Genomic DNA, 19,953 nt, shown 5'->3' on the forward strand with positions numbered 1-19,953 from the left:
ATGGTGTTAGATTTTTGAAGTACAAGTTTTTTGAACAAAAACACGCAATTTTTTTAATGCTATTTATAAATAATTCTTTATTTTTTAAAAAATGATTATCATTTTATATAACACATAGATATATAAAGCATAAATGAAGATTTGAATCTGAGACGATTTAAGCCATATTATTTTTACTTCATCATTCAATTAGAGAACAACAATGACTTTACGATTAGGTGATATTGCACCAGATTTTATACAGCAATCTACAATTGGCGATCTTCGTTTATACGACTATTTGGGAGATTATTGGGGTATTTTATTTTCACATCCTGCAGATTACACCCCAGTTTGTACCACAGAGCTTGGCTATACATCTAAACTTCAAGAAGAATTTTCAAAACGACATGTCAAAGCGATTGCACTTTCAGTTGATGACTTAAAATCACATGAAGGTTGGATTCAAGATATTAATGAGACTCAGAATACATATGTAAACTTTCCAATTTTGGCAGATAAAGACCGTAAGGTTTCTGAACTGTATGACTTTCTTCACCCTCATGCCAGTGAAACTACAACAGTTCGATCTTTAGTAATTATTGATCCAAATAAGAAAGTTCGCCTAATTATTACTTATCCTGCATCTACTGGTCGAAATTTTCATGAAATTTTACGTGTAATTGACTCTCTTCAACTCACAGATCACTATAAAGTCGCAACACCTGCCAATTGGGAAAATGGTGAAGATGTTGTAATCCTTCCAGCTATTAAAGATGAAAATGAGTTAAATGAGCGTTTCCCCCAAGGTTATAAAACCATTACGCCCTACTTAAGATTTACCCCACAGCCTAATAAAAAGCCTACATAATTGTAGGCTTTTACGTTTAGCGTTGATCAAGAGGTACCCATTCAATCACCCAAGCATTATGCATACCCAAGCTTGAATCGGCTTGTACCTTTTTACGCGCTGTATCTGCAGCCTCTTTATCTTTGACTGGTCCAACCATAATACGAATACCTTTAGATGTTGGACTTGTCGTAATTTTATAACCTTTTGCTCTTAATTTTGAAACAATTGCATCTGCATTGGCCTGATTCGCAGCTAAAGCAACTTGAACCATCCATTTTTTATGTACAGTTGATGCAGGTTTATCCTCATCGTCTTTGTCATCATCATTTGCCATGATTTGACGCGCACGCGCGGTCTCAGACTTTTTAGAATCTTGTTCAGCTTTGTGTTTTGCAGCCTCTGCCTCAGACTTTTTCTTCAGTTCAGCTGCATGATGTTGTTTTTCATCTTGTTCAGCTTTCTTTTTTGCAGCCTGTTCTTCTGCACGGCGTTTTGCATCAAGCTCAGCCTTTTTCTTTGCATCCGCTTGTTTTTTTGCTTCTAACTCTGCTTTATGCTTTTCAGCTTGCTCTGCTGCTGCCTGCTTTTTAGCAGCTGCATCTGCTTGATGTTTTGCATCAGCTTCGGCTTTCTTTTTTGCCAAGATAGCAGCTTGCTGTTTTGCATCGACACTTTCTGTACTATTAGTCTTTGTTTTCGAGTTACTCGTCGCCGCCGTTGTCACCTCAGGTGGAATATCAGCACTTTCCTGTTCTTTCAAACGTCGAGCATTAATTTCAGCATATTCTTCAGCAGCTTTTTTTGCAGCCGCCGCTTCTGCCTGTTGCTGTTGAATCAAATATTGCTGTGTTTTTGCTTCCTGTTCAGCAACAGCTCTTTCTCTGGCGCGCTTTTGTTCCTCTAATAAGCGCTTTTCAGTTTCAACATCAACAGTGACAGGTTGTAAAGACTGCATCTCACCCATTTTTGGTTCAGATGAGATTGATGGTTTCATTTGTTGTGTATTTGGTTGAGTCTGAACTTCGGGTTTAGTTCCTTTTAACTCATTGGCGCCTTTTAATAGTAAAGCGCCTAATAGAACGCCGCCACCTAATAAAACAACACCACCCATCCAGCGCTGTTTGTTATTCATGGACATGACTCAATATACTCCCAAACCGCTTCTAATGTATGAAACGACCCACAAACTAATATGATCTGATCATCTTGTGCATCAATTAATGCAGACTGAAATGCCTGTGCGATGGTCGCACAACATTCAACATATTCGTCTTTAAGCGCATTATGAATTTCTTCAAGCTTCGCTGCACGTAATCCTGTTAATGGTGCAATTTTCCACGAATGTACAACAGGTTTCAACATGGATGTCACTGTATTTATGTCTTTATCTGCAAGCATTGAGAAAACTGTAATCACTCCGCTATACTGTTTATTGTATTGTCTAAATTTATGCAATTGATTTAACAAAAATTCTACACCATGGCCATTATGACCAGCATCAAAAACAACTGTTTTTCCAGCGACTTGGCGGATGTCAAAACGACCTGCTATTTTTGCCAAACTTACGCCCTGTTCAATGGCACGATCAGAAACAGTTAAATCGCTTAAAAGAATACTAGCTACAGCTGTTGATATATTTTCAATTGCCAATTTTCCCAAAGGTAAATTCAAGGTGACTCCTGCACTAGAGAAACACCAACCTTCTTCAGTTTCTTTATAAAAATAATCTCGGTTCACAACATATAGTTTTGCTTGGTTTTCTTCTGCTTTTTGTTGTATTGCATTTGGTAATACTTGTTGTCCTGCAAAGATAATAGGAATATTAGGACGAATAATTCCCGCTTTTTCAGTCGCTATCTTTTCTATTGTATCTCCCAACCAATCTGTATGATCTAAACCAATATTTGTAATCACGGCGAGATCTGGATCTATAACATTCACGACATCTAAACGTCCACCCAGCCCAACTTCTAAGACCCATACATCGCATTCACGATTGATAAAGATAAGAAATGCAGCTAAGGTTGTTGCTTCGAAAAAAGACAGGCTGAGACCGCAAGCCCGACGTGCTTCATCAACTTTTACAAATGCCTCAACTAATTCTAAATCAGTTGCTTCAACATCTGATATTTTCACACGCTCATTAAAACGGTAAATATGTGGGGATTGGTATAGAGCAACTTTATATCCAGCTTGATTAAGTATCGCTGCGATAGTTGTGGTTGTAGAACCTTTCCCATTGGTTCCTGCCACAGTAATTATTTTTGCTTTTGGTTTAAGTACTTTAAGTCTTTTTGCAACAGGGAGAACTCGTTCTAGACCAAGATCAATCCCCGTCACATGGACACGGCCCCAATAATTGAGCCATGTCATCAAATCATCGGTTTTTAATGGTGATTCTACGTTCAATTTACATTCATCAACTTACTTATAATTCTATATACAGTATCACGTAATGAATGACGATGAACGATTTGATCGACTACACCATGATCAAGCAAATATTCAGCTCTTTGGAATGGCTCATCTAATTTTTCGCGTACAGTTTGTTCAATTACACGCTTACCAGCAAAACCAATCATTGCTTTTGGTTCAGCTAAGTGTACATCTCCCAACATCGCTAAAGATGCAGTCACGCCGCCATATACTGGATGTGTTAAAACAACAATATAGGGTAATTTAGCTGCTTTTAGTTTTTCAATAGCAGCAGATGTTCTTGCCATTTGCATTAAAGAAAGCATACCTTCTTGCATACGGGCACCGCCTGAAGCAGCAAAACATACAAGTGGTTGCTTTTTAGCAATTGCGCTTTCAGCAGCCTGTACAAATCGGTCACCTACAACTGTTCCCATTGAACCGCCCATAAAGTCAAATTCAAAGGCACATGCGGTTACAGGCAAGCCTTTTAGTAAGCCTTGTAGAACAACCAATGCTTCAGTTTCGCCTGTCTTTTTTTGTGCCTCAGCCATACGCTGTGTATATGGTTTACTATCTACAAACTTTAATGGATCTTTAGCAACAAAATCTTGACCTAGCTCTGTATCAACTTGATCGAAAAACCAGTTTAAGCGTTCACGTGCTTTCATACGCAAATGCTCATCACACTGAGGGCAAACATATGCATTAAAAGACATTGCTGTACGTGTAGTTAATGCATGACATTCAGGACATTCAACTGTTGGTTCCGTAAAGCTAGATTTCAAAGTCTCTTGTGCATCTGGAACATGAATACCAGGTACAGGACGATTCGTCCATGGTGTCGCTGGGTTTAAGACTTTTGTCGGTTTAACTTCTTGACTCATACTTAGTTATCGAGCGCCGCTCGAAGCTCCTTGATTTTATTCACTGTTTGTTCAGCGGCTTGCTCCGCAGGTAATGTAGCAAATGGTTTAACAAGTGCACTTCCTACAATGACTGCGTCAGCAACTGCACCCATTGCTTTTGCTGATGCAGCATCATTAATACCAAAACCTACACCTACAGGAACACTTGTGCTCTGCTTAATTTTAGCAATACGCTCAGCAGCTTCTTCAACATTTAACGTTGCAGCACCTGTTACGCCTTTTAAAGAGACATAATAAATAAAGCCGCTTGCTTGTTTAATCACATGTTGAATACGATCATCTTTAGATGTTGGCGCTAAAAGGAATATCTGATTCATATCATAGTTTTTAAGGACTTGATTAAAACCATCGGCCTCTTCAGGTGGTAAGTCTACAAGTAAAATACCATCCACTCCGCTTTCATGTGCTTTAGCAACAAAATTTTCATAGCCAATAACTTCTATAGGGTTTAGATATCCCATTAAAACTACTGGCGTTTCTTTGTCTTGCTCACGAAATGTTTTCACCATGTTCAAAGCATCTAAAGTACTTGTACCAGCTGCTAAAGCTCTCTCCGCAGCCAAAGCAATGACTGGGCCATCAGCCATAGGATCAGAAAAAGGTAAGCCTAGCTCTACAACATCAACACCAGCTTCAACCATTTTGTGCAATAATGGAACAGTCACTTCTGGGTGCGGATCGCCAGCCATAACATATGAAATGAGTGCTTTACGTTGCTGAGATTTAAGCTGTTCAAAACGTTTGGCTAAACGACTCATAGAATTTCTTCCTTGCATGATAAAATAGAATGATTTTATATAAAAATCACACAACTGATTCATTGTAACGCTATTTTTCATGCATTGTACAATATCTAAAATGCGCTAATCGTATTCAACATTTTTTAATACAATTTTCAGGGTACATTAATCAATATTTAGCGCAATTTCTCAATGATCAAAGATATCTTTTTTTTGTTAATTCTTCGATTTTTTAATCAGTCAATCTAATTTAGATTTATCATTCTTACCTTTAATAACAATTACTTAAAATCAATACAGCTTTCAATGAATAATTGCAAAATACAACTTCAAATTTTATATTCAACATACCTTATTCATGTGAAGATCAGCACATAGACTGATCTTTATCATATTTTAAGTTAGATTTTCTCTCACCTCATCTGAAATTCGTCTTTTTTGACCGCTTTGATCTACTGCAACAAACGTGAATAATCCTGCTGTTACTTGTTTTGCAGGTCTAGACTCATCATGACTATTCCATACCTCTATAGCAATTTGAATTGAGGTGTTTCCGACTTTTAATATCTTTGTGTAGCAACTAATTACATCACCCACTTTTACAGGAACAAGAAACGACATCTGATTAATTGCAATTGTTGCACAACGCCCTTTGCTAAATCGTTCTGCATGAATAGCACCTGCCAAATCCATTTGAGAAACGATCCAACCACCGAAAACATCACCGCTCCAGTTTGTATCAGCAGGCATAGCAATAGTTTGTAAAGAAAGTGTACCTTCAGGTTTAATTATTTCTGATTGCATATTTATTTACCTACTTTCACAATTTGCTGATCTATCCAATCTTTTAGCTGAGGTCCTCTTAGAGCACCGCTAATCCTTGCCAACTCCTTTGTTTTTTCCATCATAACAATAGTGGGTAAACTTTTAATGTTAAATGCTTGACTGAGCCTTGGGTTCTTTTCAGTATCAATTTTGGCAAATACAACGCGATTATATTGGCTAGAGACTTGCTCAAAATGTGGTGCCATCATTTTACAAGGTCCACACCAGTCTGCCCACAGATCGATAACAATCGGTAAATCATGATATTGAATAAAGGTACTAAAATTAGTTTCGTCTAAAATAATAGGTGACTGAGGAATCAATGCAGTATGACATTGCCCACATTGTGGATTTTGGCTTAACTTATCCTCAGGTACTCGATTTTTTGCATTACATCTTACACAAACTAAAATCATTGTTCATCTAACTTTGAATATGAATATCGATAACATTCTGCTTTCATTCCATAGAGCTGTAAACATTCCATAACAAGATATGATATAAATAAGTGAATATATATAATTTTCTGGAGAAAAGAATGAGCGAAAATATCGGATTTGCAGGACAAATAGGTCCTGAACACGTTGACCAAATTGTTGCGAAAGGTTTTAAATCTCTTATCAATAATCGTCCAGATTATGAAGGTGGTACAGAACAACCTACAAGTGCACAAATTGAAGAAGCTTCTCGAGAAGCTGGTTTAGATTATGTTTATCAGCCTGTCGTTTCTGGCCAGATTACTGAATTAGATGTAAGAGAGTTTGCCAATCATTACAATGAACTACCAAAACCCATTCTCATGTTCTGCAGAACAGGCAATCGAGCAAATAATTTATATCAAATTGCAAAACAAATGGATTTACTTGACGATGAATAAACTAATCAACAGCTACACACTTCTTGTGTAGCTGTTGAATGTAAAGAAATGCAATATTCTATGAAATCTTATAAAAAAATAGCTATATTTTAATCATCACAATACTAATGAATATAAATGATGATATACGACATTATAATAATAGGTGCGGGTTCAGCAGGAATCAGTGCTTATAAACAAGCTGTTAAACATACTGATAACATTTTAATTATTAATCATGGTCCATGGGATACTACTTGTGCACGCGTCGGTTGTATGCCTAGCAAATTACTTATCTCTAGTGCGAATCGGCTACACGATGCTCAAACATTAGAAAATGTAGGTATTCAAGCCAACTTAAAAGTAGATACATCTAATGTAATGAGTCGTGTTAGAAAATACCGCGACCATTTTACATCAGCAGTTTTAGAAGATGTAAATTCTTGGAAAGATAAGCACAAAATAAATGGTATTGCATCATTTATAGATAAGTCTACTATCCAAGTTAACAATCAAACATACCAAGCAAAATCATTTATACTTGCCGTCGGTTCAGAACCAAGAAGAAATGAAGAATGGGAAAAGATTGGTAACCGCCTACTTACATCAGATACAATATTTGAGTTAGAGCAACTTCCTCAATCTATTGCAGTGATTGGAAGTGGATCAATTGCAACGGAACTGGCTGAAGCACTCTATCATTTAGGTGTGGAAGTGACTATATTTAGTAGAAGTTCACATATTGCAATTGCGACTAGTCCTAAAATACAGAGTTTAATACAAGAAAATTTTAATCAAAAATTAAATATTCACTTTGAAACCACACCAACCTCTTTAACAAAAGAAAAAGAATGGGTTTGTGTCAAGTATAAGAATCGAGAGAATCAAAATGAAGAGGAAATTAAGGTTGAATATGTATTAAATGCAACTGGACGTACCTCATTACTCAGCAGTTTAAAACTTGAAAACATTGAATCAAGCTTTAGTGATATTAAAAACTTACCTATAGATAATAGTACTAAGCAATTAAAAAACTATCCAATTTTTATTGTTGGGGATGCTTATACGACTACACCTGTTCAACATGAAGCAAGCTATGAAGGGAAGATTTCTGTAAATAACTGCCTCAGTTATCCAAATGTAAATGATAAAAAAACATACCCTCCCCTTTCGATTGTATTTTCCTCTCCAGAAATTGCAGTTGTTGGAAAGTCGTATAAACAATTAAAAGATGCTGAACATAAGTTTACTGTTGGTTTTGCTTCTTACACAGATCAAGGAAGAGCGACAGTTTTAGGTAAAAATATAGGTGGAATTGAAGTTTATTTTGATAGTACAACCCAGGAGTTCTTAGGCGCAGAGATTTATGTTACCGAAGCAGAACACCTAGCTCACTTACTCGCTTGGAGTCTAAGTGAAAAAGCCAATCTAAAACAGCTTCTTAGCAAGCCATATTATCATCCTACTTTAGAAGAAGGATTGCGAACATCTTTAAGAGATGCATATAGTCAACTAAAATCATCTGATTAGAAATTTTAAGACTATAGGGATAAAAAAAAGCCTCCTTGTGGAGGCTTTTTAGGAATTAGATGCTGGCGATGACTTACTCTCACATGGGTAACCCCACACTACCATCAGCGCTAAGAGGTTTCACTTCTGAGTTCGGGAAGGGATCAGGTGGTTCACTCTCGCTATTGTCGCCAGCATAACTTTTATGGAGAACATTGAGGTCTTAATTATTGCCTCTGTTCCACCAAATTTGGCATAACAGTTTATTCAATTGGTCTGTATTGTAACTAGGTTTATCACTAAATCAAGCTATTTGAAGAGAAATACAACTGTTTGGGTGTTGTATAGTCAAGCCTCACGAGCAATTAGTATTGGTCAGCTTCATGTATCGCTACACTTCCACATCCAACCTATCAACGTCCTAGTCTTGAACGGCTCTTTAGGTGACATAAAGTCACAGGGAAATCTAATCTTGAGGTAGGCTTCCCGCTTAGATGCTTTCAGCGGTTATCCCTTCCGAACATAGCTACCCGGCGATGCGACTGGCGTCACAACCGGTACACCAGAGGTTCGTCCACTCTGGTCCTCTCGTACTAGGAGCAGATCCTCTCAAATTTCCAACGCCCATGGTAGATAGGGACCGAACTGTCTCACGACGTTCTAAACCCAGCTCGCGTACCTCTTTAAATGGCGAACAGCCATACCCTTGGGACCTGCTTCAGCCCCAGGATGAGATGAGCCGACATCGAGGTGCCAAACACCGCCGTCGATATGAACTCTTGGGCGGTATCAGCCTGTTATCCCCAGAGTACCTTTTATCCGTTGAGCGATGGCCCTTCCATACAGAACCACCGGATCACTAAGACCTACTTTCGTACCTGCTCGACTTGTTGGTCTCGCAGTTAAGCGCGCTTTTGCCTTTATACTCTACGCGTGATTTCCGACCACGCTGAGCGCACCTTCGTACTCCTCCGTTACTCTTTAGGAGGAGACCGCCCCAGTCAAACTACCCACCAGACATGGTCCTCGACCCAGATTATGGGTCAGAGTTAGAACCTCAACATTACCAGGGTGGTATTTCAAGGATGGCTCCATAGTAACTGGCGTTACTACTTCAAAGCCTCCCACCTATCCTACACAAGTAAGGTCAAAGTTCAATGTCAAGCTGCAGTAAAGGTTCACGGGGTCTTTCCGTCTAGCCACGGGTACACGGCATCTTCACCGCGATTTCGATTTCACTGAGCCTCTGCTGGAGACAGCGCCGCCATCATTATGCCATTCGTGCAGGTCGGAACTTACCCGACAAGGAATTTCGCTACCTTAGGACCGTTATAGTTACGGCCGCCGTTTACTGGGGCTTCGATCAAGAGCTTCGCTTACGCTAACCCCATCAATTAACCTTCCAGCACCGGGCAGGCATCACACCCTATACGTCCACTTTCGTGTTTGCAGAGTGCTATGTTTTTAATAAACAGTTGCAGCGGCCTGGTTTCTGCGGCTGCCGACAGCTCAGGAAGCAAGTTCCATCACCATCAGCAGCGTACCTTCTCCCGAAGTTACGGTACCATTTTGCCTAGTTCCTTCAGCAGAGTTCTCTCAAGCGCCTTGGTCTACTCGACCTGACCACCTGTGTCGGTTTCGGGTACGATTCCTGTGTAACTGAAGCTTAGAGACTTTTCTTGGAAGCATGGTATCAGCCACTTCGTAGGTAAACCTACTTGCTATCGACTCTCAGCATAGAGCACCCCGGATTTGCCTAAGATGCATGCCTACTGTCTTCCACCTGGACAACCAACGCCAGGCTGACTTAACCTTCTCCGTCCTCTCATCGCATTACACAGAAGTAATGGAATATTAACCATTTTCCCATCGACTACGCCTTTCGGCCTCGCCTTAGGGGTCGACTCACCCAGCCCCGATTAACGTTGGACTGGAACCCTTGGTCTTTCGGCGAACGGGTTTTTCACCCGTTTTATCGTTACTCACGTCAGCATTCGCACTTCTGATACCTCCAGCATGCTTCTCAACACACCTTCATCGGCTTACAGAACGCTCCCCTACCACTTACGCTAATGCGTAAATCCGCAGCTTCGGCACATAGTTTTAGCCCCGTTACATCTTCCGCGCAGGCCGACTCGACTAGTGAGCTATTACGCTTTCTTTAAAGGGTGGCTGCTTCTAAGCCAACCTCCTAGCTGTCTATGCCTTCCCACATCGTTTCCCACTTAACTATGATTTTGGGGCCTTAGCTGGCGGTCTGGATTGTTTTCCTCTTGACTACGGACGTTAGCACCCGCAGTCTGTCTCCCGGATAGTACTCATAGGTATTCGGAGTTTGCATCGGTTTGGTAAGTCGGGATGACCCCCTAGCCGAAACAGTGCTCTACCCCCTATGGTATTCGTCCGAGGCGCTACCTAAATAGCTTTCGGGGAGAACCAGCTATCACCAGGCTTGATTAGCCTTTCACCCCTATCCACAAGTCATCCCCTGGCTTTTCAACGACAGTGGGTTCGGTCCTCCAGTTAGTGTTACCCAACCTTCAACCTGCTCATGGATAGATCGCCTGGTTTCGGGTCTATACCCAGCAACTAAACGCCCTATTAAGACTCGATTTCTCTACGGCTCCCCTATACGGTTAACCTCGCTACTGAATATAAGTCGCTGACCCATTATACAAAAGGTACGCAGTCACATAACAAAGTATGCTCCCACTGCTTGTATGCATGCGGTTTCAGGATCTATTTCACTCCCCTCACAGGGGTTCTTTTCGCCTTTCCCTCACGGTACTGGTTCACTATCGGTCAGTCAGGAGTATTTAGCCTTGGAGGATGGTCCCCCATATTCAGACAAGGTTTCACGTGCCTCGCCCTACTCGATATCATTATCTAAGCCCTTTCGTGTACGGGACTATCACCCTTTATAGTCACACTTCCCAGAGTGTTCCACTAAAACTTAGATAACTTAATGGGCTGATCCGCGTTCGCTCGCCGCTACTGACGGAATCTCAATTGATTTCTTTTCCTAAGGGTACTGAGATGTTTCACTTCCCCTCGTTCGCCTCAACAACCTATGTATTCAGTTATTGATACCTACCTTATGGTAAGTGGGTTCCCCCATTCAGAAATCTCCGGATCATAGGATATTTGCCGCCTCCCCGAAGCTTATCGCAGGCTATTACGTCTTTCATCGCCTCTGACTGCCAAGGCATCCACCACCATGCACTTAATTACTTGACTATACAACCCCAAACAGTCGCTTACGCGAACTTCAAGGTGTACAGCTTCAATCTCATACCAAAACGCTTGATTCAGTTAATTTGCTAGTTCTCATCTCATTTCAATTTGTCTCAATCTAAATTAATTAAAATTTCAATTAAAACGCTTCAAAATGTATGAGTGAACAATTTATTTCAGACTCAAATTGAATAATCTGTTAATGATTTTACATGCCTTCGTCAGGTCATGTACCGTGATTACTCACAGAGGTTAATATCAAGGTCGCATATCTTACACAATCTTTCTACTAAGCTCTATAAGCAAATAAGCTGTTTGCTTATTTATTAGCTTAATCTTAATTAAATTGAAATATCAATCGAACTAAAATCATGGTGGAGACTAGGAGAGTCGAACTCCTGACCTCCTGCGTGCAAAGCAGGCGCTCTACCAACTAAGCTAAGTCCCCAGCTTAAAATCATTTGTGAATTGTACATTATCTTTCGTCTTTGGTGGGTCTGACAAGACTTGAACTTGTGACCCCACGCTTATCAAGCGTGTGCTCTAACCAACTGAGCTACAGACCCTCAGATAATATACCGAAGAACAACTTGTTGTGGATTCTTACCAAGTCTCACCTTTTCGTTAAGGAGGTGATCCAGCCGCAGGTTCCCCTACGGCTACCTTGTTACGACTTCACCCCAGTCATTGGCCACACCGTGGTAAACGTCCTCCCGAGGGTTAGACTATCTACTTCTGGTGCAACAAACTCCCATGGTGTGACGGGCGGTGTGTACAAGGCCCGGGAACGTATTCACCGCGGCATTCTGATCCGCGATTACTAGCGATTCCGACTTCATGGAGTCGAGTTGCAGACTCCAATCCGGACTACGATCGGCTTTTTGAGATTAGCATCACATCGCTGTGTAGCAACCCTCTGTACCGACCATTGTAGCACGTGTGTAGCCCTGGCCGTAAGGGCCATGATGACTTGACGTCGTCCCCGCCTTCCTCCAGTTTGTCACTGGCAGTATCCTTAAAGTTCCCATCCGAAATGCTGGCAAGTAAGGAAAAGGGTTGCGCTCGTTGCGGGACTTAACCCAACATCTCACGACACGAGCTGACGACAGCCATGCAGCACCTGTATCTAAGTTCCCGAAGGCACCAATCTATCTCTAGAAAGTTCTTAGTATGTCAAGGCCAGGTAAGGTTCTTCGCGTTGCATCGAATTAAACCACATGCTCCACCGCTTGTGCGGGCCCCCGTCAATTCATTTGAGTTTTAGTCTTGCGACCGTACTCCCCAGGCGGTCTACTTATCGCGTTAGCTGCGCCACTAAGTCCTCAAAGGACCCAACGGCTAGTAGACATCGTTTACGGCATGGACTACCAGGGTATCTAATCCTGTTTGCTCCCCATGCTTTCGCACCTCAGTGTCAGTATTAGGCCAGAAGGCTGCCTTCGCCATCGGTATTCCTCCAGATCTCTACGCATTTCACCGCTACACCTGGAATTCTACCTTCCTCTCCTATACTCTAGCCATCCAGTATCGAATGCAATTCCCAAGTTAAGCTCGGGGATTTCACATTTGACTTAAATGGCCACCTACGCGCGCTTTACGCCCAGTAATTCCGATTAACGCTTGCACCCTCTGTATTACCGCGGCTGCTGGCACAGAGTTAGCCGGTGCTTATTCTGCGAGTAACGTCCACTTAGCCTAGATATTAGCTAGGTAAGCCTCCTCCTCGCTTAAAGTGCTTTACAACCATAAGGCCTTCTTCACACACGCGGCATGGCTGGATCAGGCTTGCGCCCATTGTCCAATATTCCCCACTGCTGCCTCCCGTAGGAGTCTGGGCCGTGTCTCAGTCCCAGTGTGGCGGATCATCCTCTCAAACCCGCTACAGATCGTCGCCTTGGTAGGCCTTTACCCCACCAACTAGCTAATCCGACTTAGGCTCATCTATTAGCGCAAGGTCCGAAGATCCCCTGCTTTCCCCCGTAGGGCGTATGCGGTATTAGCGCTCCTTTCGGAACGTTGTCCCCCACTAATAGGCAGATTCCTAAGTATTACTCACCCGTCCGCCGCTAGGTCCAGTAGCAAGCTACCTTCCCCCGCTCGACTTGCATGTGTTAAGCCTGCCGCCAGCGTTCAATCTGAGCCATGATCAAACTCTTCAGTTAAAATCATTAATTCCTTAAGGGAATCAATCTGGCTCATTAATCACTAGCAAAAATATTCGCTCTCAAATAAATCTTCGAGTAAATTTCTACTTTTAATCAATGAATCTTAAATATATTCAGTGATCACTCAGTAAAAATCCACACAAGTTGTTCTTCAATTCTATTAATGATTCGCATCACTGATTCGTCATCAGCAAGCTAGGTCGGCTATATTACTCTCTTTTTAAAGAAAGTCAACTGCAATCTGAAAGTTTTTTATCCCCTTCATCAAACTCTAACCTCAATCAATCTAAGAACTAAATCTCAAACCAATCAACTAAGTTATTGTTTATCAAGAAGTTTCTTTCAACATCACCGCCGATGGATACGCATTATAGACCAATCAATTCCAAACACAACCCCCTAAGCCATTTTATTTCTATTTTATTTGTCAATAGAGCTAAAAATATACAAAAACTAGTATTTTTACGTTTTTTTAATCGTTTTGACGGTATTTTTAGCCAAATAAGCTGAAGTAGATTGATTTGGTAATATCTTTTGCATATCTGACTCTTTGCTTTCCTGTAAAATTAATCCTCGGCTATCGATATATTCAACATAGCCTATCTTTCTTTCATATTTTTTTTGATTAATTATTACATCTACATATGCACTATCAGTAATGCCTTGGGCAAAACCTAATTTGATATCTTTTTTTGATAATGCATTTACCTCAACAGTGTAATCATCTATTTGTAATTTCCACTGATACTCTTTAGGAATATATAAATCATGCTTGGTTAAGTTTTTAATTTTAGGGTGAACACTAAATAGTGAGTATGTTACTCCCTTTCTATATGTATTTGCTTTACCTTCTTTTAGGTTGGTAACAGTGACTTTTTGAAGAGGAACAATATCTTTCTTGTATTGTATTTGCTGAAAACAAATACATAAATCATCAACTTCCACGATTAAGCGCATATAAAACGAAACGCTCAGAAAAGGAACATCTAAATATTTGGTCGTAAACAAGTAACCTTGCGTGTGTAATTCAAGCTTTTCATTTTTGTAGTAAAATAAACCCTTTAAAGCCAAGATGGATATAGATTGTTTTAAAAAATGCTGAACACCTTGCTCAGAAATAAGATTACATAATACGTTAACAATAAAGTTCGCTCGCATTACTTCATCATTTTTTTCAAAACAAAATTCATACTTGTTTATAGAGAGATTAAATAATTGCGACATCATTGTCTGGTTTGTTATTCCACTTTCTAAAAGTGAAATATAAGTATAGTGCTGGGCAAGTTGCCCGCTTGTTGTTATAAATAAATGTAATCTATTCTTATGATTTTGTAGAGGGGTATAAATTGGGGATGTTGATCTCCCACTAAGAAAATGAATAGATAAATAATGTAATGGACTAGGAAGGTTTAAGAAAACCAAACTTAAGTGTTTAATAAATAATGGAGAATAATTTAAATCAATAACTGAATTATTTTCTAAAGATATAGGGGAAGGTTGAGATTTAATATTCATAGCCTGCCCCCTGTTATTTATTATTTATTCATCTTCCAATGCTTCTTCTTTATGTGCAAATAATGTCGTAATAAACCCTGACAGTACATAAAGTGTAGATACAATGAGAATACCAACAGGTATATTGTAAGTCATCGCTGCTAAAACAAGCACAACTGGCAGCATAACAATAAAGGGCACTCTTTTTCTATCCATTTGCTTAAATGAATAATATTTCATATTTGAAATCATGAGTAAGCCAGTTACCACCATAAATACCGCGTAACCAATCTGAATTGCTTTATCTTTAACATGGAAAATTGTTGAGTAATCTTTGCTTACCCACACCAAACAAACCACAAGTATTGCAGCCAGTGGACTAGCAATACCAATAAAATAGCGTTTATCTACAACACCAATTTGTACATTAAAGCGCGCCAATCGAAATGCGGCACATGCAGCATAGACAAAACAACACGCCAATCCGATACGCCCTAGGCCATGTAAGCTCCAGCTGTACATTAAAATTGCAGGAGAAATACCAAATGCAATCAGGTCAGATAGCGAGTCGAGTTGTTCACCAAATGGACTCTGTGCTCCAATTGCACGCGCAACACGACCATCTAAACCATCTAACAATGCAGCCAAGAATATGGCATAAATTGCCTGTATATAGTGGCCATCCATGCTTGCAACAATGGAATAAAAACCTGACAATAAAGCAGCAGTTGTGATGAGATTAGGCCATAGATAGATCCCACGTTTTTTTACACGCTGACCTTCATTTGTATCCTCTTCCTCTATGACTTCAAATGTTAAACCATCATGAACATCATCAGAATAATCGCCATTGCGCTTTGGTGTCTTGGTCATATATTTAGTTCCTAGATATCCAGATTGGGGGTCATTATTCACCAACAAGCCACTTTACTGCAAATGATCCACCTGTTTCATGCATTTTCAAGTGTGGAAATAGCCACTTTAACGCCTCTTCAGCTTCTTGAGCAAACTTCCAAGGTGGATTAATCACAAGTAGGCCACATCCATTTAAACCAATCGGTGTATCATCTGGCCAAACACAGATTTCACAAACCAGTTGACGGCGAATCCCTGTTTTTATCATTTTCTTTTCAAAACGCTGAATCATGGCACGATCTTTAATTGGATACCAAACTGCAAATACGCCTGTTGGCCATTTGTTGTATGCATTTTGAATAAGCTCTACCAATTGTGGAAAGTCTTTTCTCTCTACTTCATACGGTGGATCAATCATAACCAAACCACGCTTTTCACGCGGAGGAATAACACCGAGCAATCCTTCATAGGCATCACGTTCATGCAAGCCCATCTTTTTGTCACGAATATTATGGCGTAGTTGTTCAAATACATCACTTTGCATTTCAAAAACGGTTGCCTTATCTATTTCACGTAACCCTTGTAATGCCACCCACGGCGAACCTGGGTAAGCACCCTTCCCCTCTTGTTCACGTAGTTCTTCTACAAGTTTTAAGTACTGTTGCACGCCCTCAGGAGATTTTTTAATCTGACCTGGTTGTAACTGCATAAGACGATGAATACCCGATAAAAACTCGCCTGATTTTTGCGCGGGTGCTTCAGACAGATCATACTTTCCTGCACCACCATGTGTATCAATGTAGCGGTAAGGCTTATCTTTCAAGTTTAAGCGTGTAAGTAATTGAAGTAGTAAAACGTGCTTCATTACATCTGCAAAGTTACCTGCATGAAAGTGGTGACGATAATTCATATATATGTATGTTCCTCATTTCTACAAATATATTAACATGAAAAAAAACATACATGCTCAATCATAATTTGCTCTAGAATAAGTTCCCTTTATTTTTATTGTTATTTCTAAAATGACAACCCTTTCTCTCCCACTTCATTGGGATATGGATAAAATCATTCATTCACTAGATGAATATGGTTTTAGCATTATTCCAAACGTCTACGATGACCTATATTTTGACGCATTAAATCGTGAATGTTTATCTCAGCTTGATCATTTTCGTGAGGCTGGTATTCAAAATGGTGTTATCAGCAAAATTCGTAGTGACCATATTTTATGGATTAATGACACAGAGTCTCTTGCTCAGACGCACTTATCGACCTTGAATTTATTTTCTGAAATACTTAATCAAACCTTCTTTTTAGGAATTAAAGATGTAGAAGCACATTTTGCTTGCTATCACGAAGGTGAGTTTTATGCACTACACCGAGATAATCCACAACAAAAAAATCATCGAATAATTTCTACTGTTTTTTATTTACATCGCACTTGGCATCAAAATTTGGGTGGACAACTACGCTTGCAAGATAAACAAATGAACTGGCATATTATTGAGCCCACGCCAAATAGCCTTGTTGTTTTTGACAGTAATTTACTGCATGAAGTGTTGATATCTAAAGCAAATCGTCTTTCTATTACCGCATGGCTTAGAAACGACCATACATTATGGTAACCTTTAATTTTAATAAAAACCCCTCATATCATAAAATAAGTAAATTAGGGTGCGATTATGAGCAAAGATATTATTCAAAGAATTGGTGAAACTGACCAATTATATCTAGAGGAAAACTCTGCTGAGCTTGCTTCGGAGCGTGCAGATTTGCGTCTTCAACTGGTTACACTCAGTCGCAACAAACAAGAGCAAATTCACTTCTTACATGAAGCAATTGTTTTATTGGAACAAGCAAGAATTGAATTTGAAGATCAATCAACAGCAAATTATATAGATCTTTCACTTCAACTCGTGAAAGCATATATGATCTACTACGAGTTATCTCAAGATCAAAAATTTGCACTTATTACACAGCAAATTCTTAAGCCATTAGCACACTTCCAAGATGGTAATATTTATTTTTATCTTGCTTATGCATCAGCGGTAAAAGATGAAACTGCCATGACTCGACATTGGCTGATTAAATACGCAAATACAGATTGTTTTGATCTACATCTATTAAAGCAACATCACGCTTTCCGTTTACAGCAAAAAGAGCGATGGTTTACAGATATACTCAATAAAAAATTAAATTAACTTGGCACAAAAAAAGCACCTTTATAGGTGCTTTTTTCTTATATTTTTTATTTGAGAAGATGAGCAATTGCACTACGCTCTTCTTCTAACTCTTGTAATGTAACATTCATACGTTCACGGCTAAAGTCATCGATTTCTAAACCTTCAACACGTGTATACTCACCGTTTTCACAAGTAACAGGTACACCATAAATAACACCTTCTGGAATTCCATAAGAACCATCAGATGGGATACCCATTGTCACCCATTGACCATTTGTACCTAACGCCCAATCATGAATATGATCAATTGCTGCATTTGCCGCTGATGCCGCTGAAGATAGACCACGTGCATTAATAATTGCTGCTCCACGCTTCCCTACTGTTGGTAAGAAATCGTCTTTGTTCCAAGCATCATCATTAATTTTATCTTTTAGACTTTCACCATGAACTGTAGCAAAACGATAGTCTGCATACATTGTTGGTGAGTGATTACCCCATACTGTTAATTTTTCAATATCTGCAACAGCCACATTTGCCTTCTGTGCAAGCTGTGTTAACGCACGGTTATGATCTAAACGTAACATTGCAGTGAAATTTTTTGCTGGTAAATCTGGTGCTGACTTCATTGCGATATATGCATTGGTATTTGCAGGGTTCCCTACAACCAATACTTTCACATCACGGCTTGCGTGATCATTTAACGCTTTACCTTGTACTGTAAATATTTTTGCATTTTCTTGTAATAAATCTGCACGCTCCATACCTGGACCACGTGGACGCGCACCTACTAACAAGGCATAGTCAGCATCTTTGAATGCTACATTTGGATCGTCTGTACAAATAATTTCGCTGAGTAAAGGAAATGCACAATCATCCAATTCCATTTTTACGCCTTGTAGCGCTTGTTGAGCTTTCTCAACTGGAATTTCAAGAAGTTGTAAAATAACTGGTTGATCTTTCCCTAACATTTCACCGCTTGCGATACGGAATAGTAAGCTATATCCAATTTGACCTGCAGCGCCAGTTACGGCAACACGAACGGGTTGCTTCATGTAATTATCTCCATTTGAGGTGCGTTAATATGATTAAACAGCGAGTTTCTATTTAATCTTTTTAATCATAAACGACCAATATTGTACTCCAATCTTTTTGTTGTTGCATGGTAAATCATCGCCATTTAAGACGAAAGAATTGTTCTATTAATACGTTCCTTGAATATTAAATTGACTTGGACAATTCGATGTCACATTGACTGGACATGCCTTAAATTGGCCATTATTTTTATAGCAAACGCTAATATGCGTTAAAATATTATTTCTACCATCTTTTTGGCAGTTTAACTGTATTCCTCGGGCAGGGAGTCCACGATTCAGCCCTAGAAACTGCTCCTCTAAAGATTGTTTACCAATTGCATGAGAAACTGTATCTGTGAGTACCGCAGGAATTTTTAGATTTTGAGCATAATTAATAATGGTTCTAAAATATTGCGATGCATTCATAGGTACACAGCCACCAACTGCATGCCAAAGCTGGATTCGATAAGATTCATCAGGAATAACACGCGCCACAACTTTTGCTTGTAATGGAGAAAGTATAGGTGAAGTTTCTGTTTCACAAGCTTCACTTTTATTAAAACTCTCTGGCACAAGACTACCAATCGTAAGCGCATACCCTTCTAAGCACTTTCTTTGTTTTTTCTGATTCGGATCAAATGCACAAACGGCGGGTGTCATTTGTATATTTAAGATATAACCCTCAGGCATATCAATTTTTGCTGCATAACTGATAGATGATAGCGTATACATGCTAAAAGCACTTACGATAATCATGAAACCATATGTCGAAAAATACTGTAAAGATTTACTCTTAGACATAGACTCTACCAATCAATTTTATAAACCTACTGACCATTGTAT

At 39.6% G+C, this 19,953-nt stretch carries 16 protein-coding genes, 2 tRNA genes and 3 rRNA genes; 5 read left to right on the top strand and 16 right to left on the bottom strand.

Annotated features, from left to right (window positions below):
* Window positions 1–202: 202 nt before the first annotated feature.
* Window positions 203–850: a peroxiredoxin gene (locus OZX61_RS09850; RefSeq protein WP_195772883.1), complete on the top strand. Its 648-nt coding sequence runs from the start codon at window positions 203–205 to the stop codon at window positions 848–850.
* 16 nt (window positions 851–866) lie between these two features.
* On the opposite strand, the gene OZX61_RS09855 is transcribed toward OZX61_RS09850, so the two are convergent.
* The 6 genes from OZX61_RS09855 to trxC all read right to left on the bottom strand — a co-directional run bounded on the left by OZX61_RS09855 (window position 867) and on the right by trxC (window position 6,157).
* Window positions 867–1,970, bottom strand: coding sequence for an SPOR domain-containing protein (locus OZX61_RS09855; protein ID WP_277094690.1), 1,104 nt, complete (start codon window positions 1,968–1,970; stop codon window positions 867–869).
* The gene (gene folC, locus OZX61_RS09860) at window positions 1,961–3,241 is read right to left on the bottom strand and encodes a bifunctional tetrahydrofolate synthase/dihydrofolate synthase (protein ID WP_277094691.1); all 1,281 of its coding nucleotides are present in this window, start codon (window positions 3,239–3,241) and stop codon (window positions 1,961–1,963) included. The genes OZX61_RS09855 and folC overlap by 10 nt, the downstream gene beginning before the upstream one ends.
* Complete coding sequence (accD, locus tag OZX61_RS09865; RefSeq protein ID WP_195772880.1) at window positions 3,238–4,134, bottom strand: acetyl-CoA carboxylase, carboxyltransferase subunit beta; 897 nt, start codon at window positions 4,132–4,134, stop codon at window positions 3,238–3,240. Before accD ends, folC begins: the two co-directional genes overlap by 4 nt.
* A 2-nt stretch (window positions 4,135–4,136) precedes the next feature.
* On the bottom strand, window positions 4,137–4,934 hold the full coding sequence (trpA, locus tag OZX61_RS09870) for a tryptophan synthase subunit alpha (RefSeq protein WP_195772879.1): 798 nt from the start codon (window positions 4,932–4,934) through the stop codon (window positions 4,137–4,139).
* Window positions 4,935–5,312: 378 nt separating this feature from the next.
* Window positions 5,313–5,720, bottom strand: a complete 408-nt coding sequence (locus tag OZX61_RS09875; RefSeq protein WP_195772878.1) for an acyl-CoA thioesterase — start codon at window positions 5,718–5,720, stop codon at window positions 5,313–5,315.
* Window positions 5,721–5,722: 2 nt separating this feature from the next.
* Window positions 5,723–6,157 (bottom strand): thioredoxin TrxC, encoded by a 435-nt coding sequence (trxC, locus tag OZX61_RS09880; protein WP_277094692.1) that lies wholly within the window; start codon window positions 6,155–6,157, stop codon window positions 5,723–5,725.
* A gap of 122 nt (window positions 6,158–6,279) precedes the next feature.
* Here trxC and OZX61_RS09885 point away from each other — a divergent pair, with 122 nt between their 5' ends.
* The gene (locus tag OZX61_RS09885) at window positions 6,280–6,618 is read left to right on the top strand and encodes a TIGR01244 family sulfur transferase (protein WP_195772876.1); all 339 of its coding nucleotides are present in this window, start codon (window positions 6,280–6,282) and stop codon (window positions 6,616–6,618) included.
* Between the two features lie 123 nt (window positions 6,619–6,741).
* Complete coding sequence (locus OZX61_RS09890) at window positions 6,742–8,127, top strand: dihydrolipoyl dehydrogenase (protein ID WP_277095655.1); 1,386 nt, start codon at window positions 6,742–6,744, stop codon at window positions 8,125–8,127.
* Between the two features lie 60 nt (window positions 8,128–8,187).
* Here OZX61_RS09890 and rrf read toward each other — a convergent pair.
* The 8 genes from rrf to rlmJ form a co-directional block, all read right to left on the bottom strand.
* A 5S ribosomal RNA gene (gene rrf / locus OZX61_RS09895) occupies window positions 8,188–8,302 on the bottom strand.
* A 148-nt stretch (window positions 8,303–8,450) separates the two neighbouring features.
* Window positions 8,451–11,343: ribosomal RNA gene (locus OZX61_RS09900) — 23S ribosomal RNA — on the bottom strand.
* Between the two features lie 369 nt (window positions 11,344–11,712).
* Window positions 11,713–11,788: transfer RNA gene (locus OZX61_RS09905), tRNA-Ala, on the bottom strand.
* 41 nt (window positions 11,789–11,829) lie between these two features.
* Window positions 11,830–11,906, bottom strand: a tRNA-Ile gene (locus OZX61_RS09910).
* Window positions 11,907–11,965: 59 nt separating this feature from the next.
* Window positions 11,966–13,502: ribosomal RNA gene (locus tag OZX61_RS09915) — 16S ribosomal RNA — on the bottom strand.
* Together the 16S, 23S and 5S rRNA genes with 2 tRNA genes alongside form the textbook arrangement of a ribosomal RNA operon.
* A gap of 465 nt (window positions 13,503–13,967) precedes the next feature.
* Complete coding sequence (locus tag OZX61_RS09920; RefSeq protein ID WP_277094693.1) at window positions 13,968–15,020, bottom strand: hypothetical protein; 1,053 nt, start codon at window positions 15,018–15,020, stop codon at window positions 13,968–13,970.
* 24 nt (window positions 15,021–15,044) lie between these two features.
* Window positions 15,045–15,872 (bottom strand): CDP-diacylglycerol--serine O-phosphatidyltransferase, encoded by an 828-nt coding sequence (gene pssA, locus OZX61_RS09925; protein ID WP_277094694.1) that lies wholly within the window; start codon window positions 15,870–15,872, stop codon window positions 15,045–15,047.
* Between the two features lie 34 nt (window positions 15,873–15,906).
* Window positions 15,907–16,764, bottom strand: a complete 858-nt coding sequence (gene rlmJ, locus OZX61_RS09930; protein ID WP_195771021.1) for a 23S rRNA (adenine(2030)-N(6))-methyltransferase RlmJ — start codon at window positions 16,762–16,764, stop codon at window positions 15,907–15,909.
* Window positions 16,765–16,876: 112 nt separating this feature from the next.
* On the opposite strand from rlmJ, the gene OZX61_RS09935 reads away from it, so the two are divergent.
* Together OZX61_RS09935 and OZX61_RS09940 are read left to right on the top strand one after the other, a co-directional pair.
* Window positions 16,877–17,479 carry a 2OG-Fe(II) oxygenase gene (locus tag OZX61_RS09935; protein ID WP_277094695.1) on the top strand — a complete coding sequence of 201 codons (603 nt, stop codon included), beginning with the start codon at window positions 16,877–16,879 and terminating at the stop codon, window positions 17,477–17,479.
* 57 nt (window positions 17,480–17,536) lie between these two features.
* Window positions 17,537–18,055: a hypothetical protein gene (locus OZX61_RS09940; RefSeq protein WP_195771019.1), complete on the top strand. Its 519-nt coding sequence runs from the start codon at window positions 17,537–17,539 to the stop codon at window positions 18,053–18,055.
* 47 nt (window positions 18,056–18,102) lie between these two features.
* On the opposite strand, the gene OZX61_RS09945 is transcribed toward OZX61_RS09940, so the two are convergent.
* Window positions 18,103–19,089, bottom strand: a complete 987-nt coding sequence (locus OZX61_RS09945) for a malate dehydrogenase (protein ID WP_195771018.1) — start codon at window positions 19,087–19,089, stop codon at window positions 18,103–18,105.
* Window positions 19,090–19,236: 147 nt separating this feature from the next.
* Window positions 19,237–19,911: a ribonuclease I gene (locus OZX61_RS09950; protein WP_195771017.1), complete on the bottom strand. Its 675-nt coding sequence runs from the start codon at window positions 19,909–19,911 to the stop codon at window positions 19,237–19,239.
* Between the last annotated feature and the right edge of the window lie 42 nt (window positions 19,912–19,953).

This window comes from Acinetobacter sp. ESL0695 (assembly GCF_029392135.1).
Lineage (GTDB): Bacteria > Pseudomonadota > Gammaproteobacteria > Pseudomonadales > Moraxellaceae > Acinetobacter > Acinetobacter pollinis.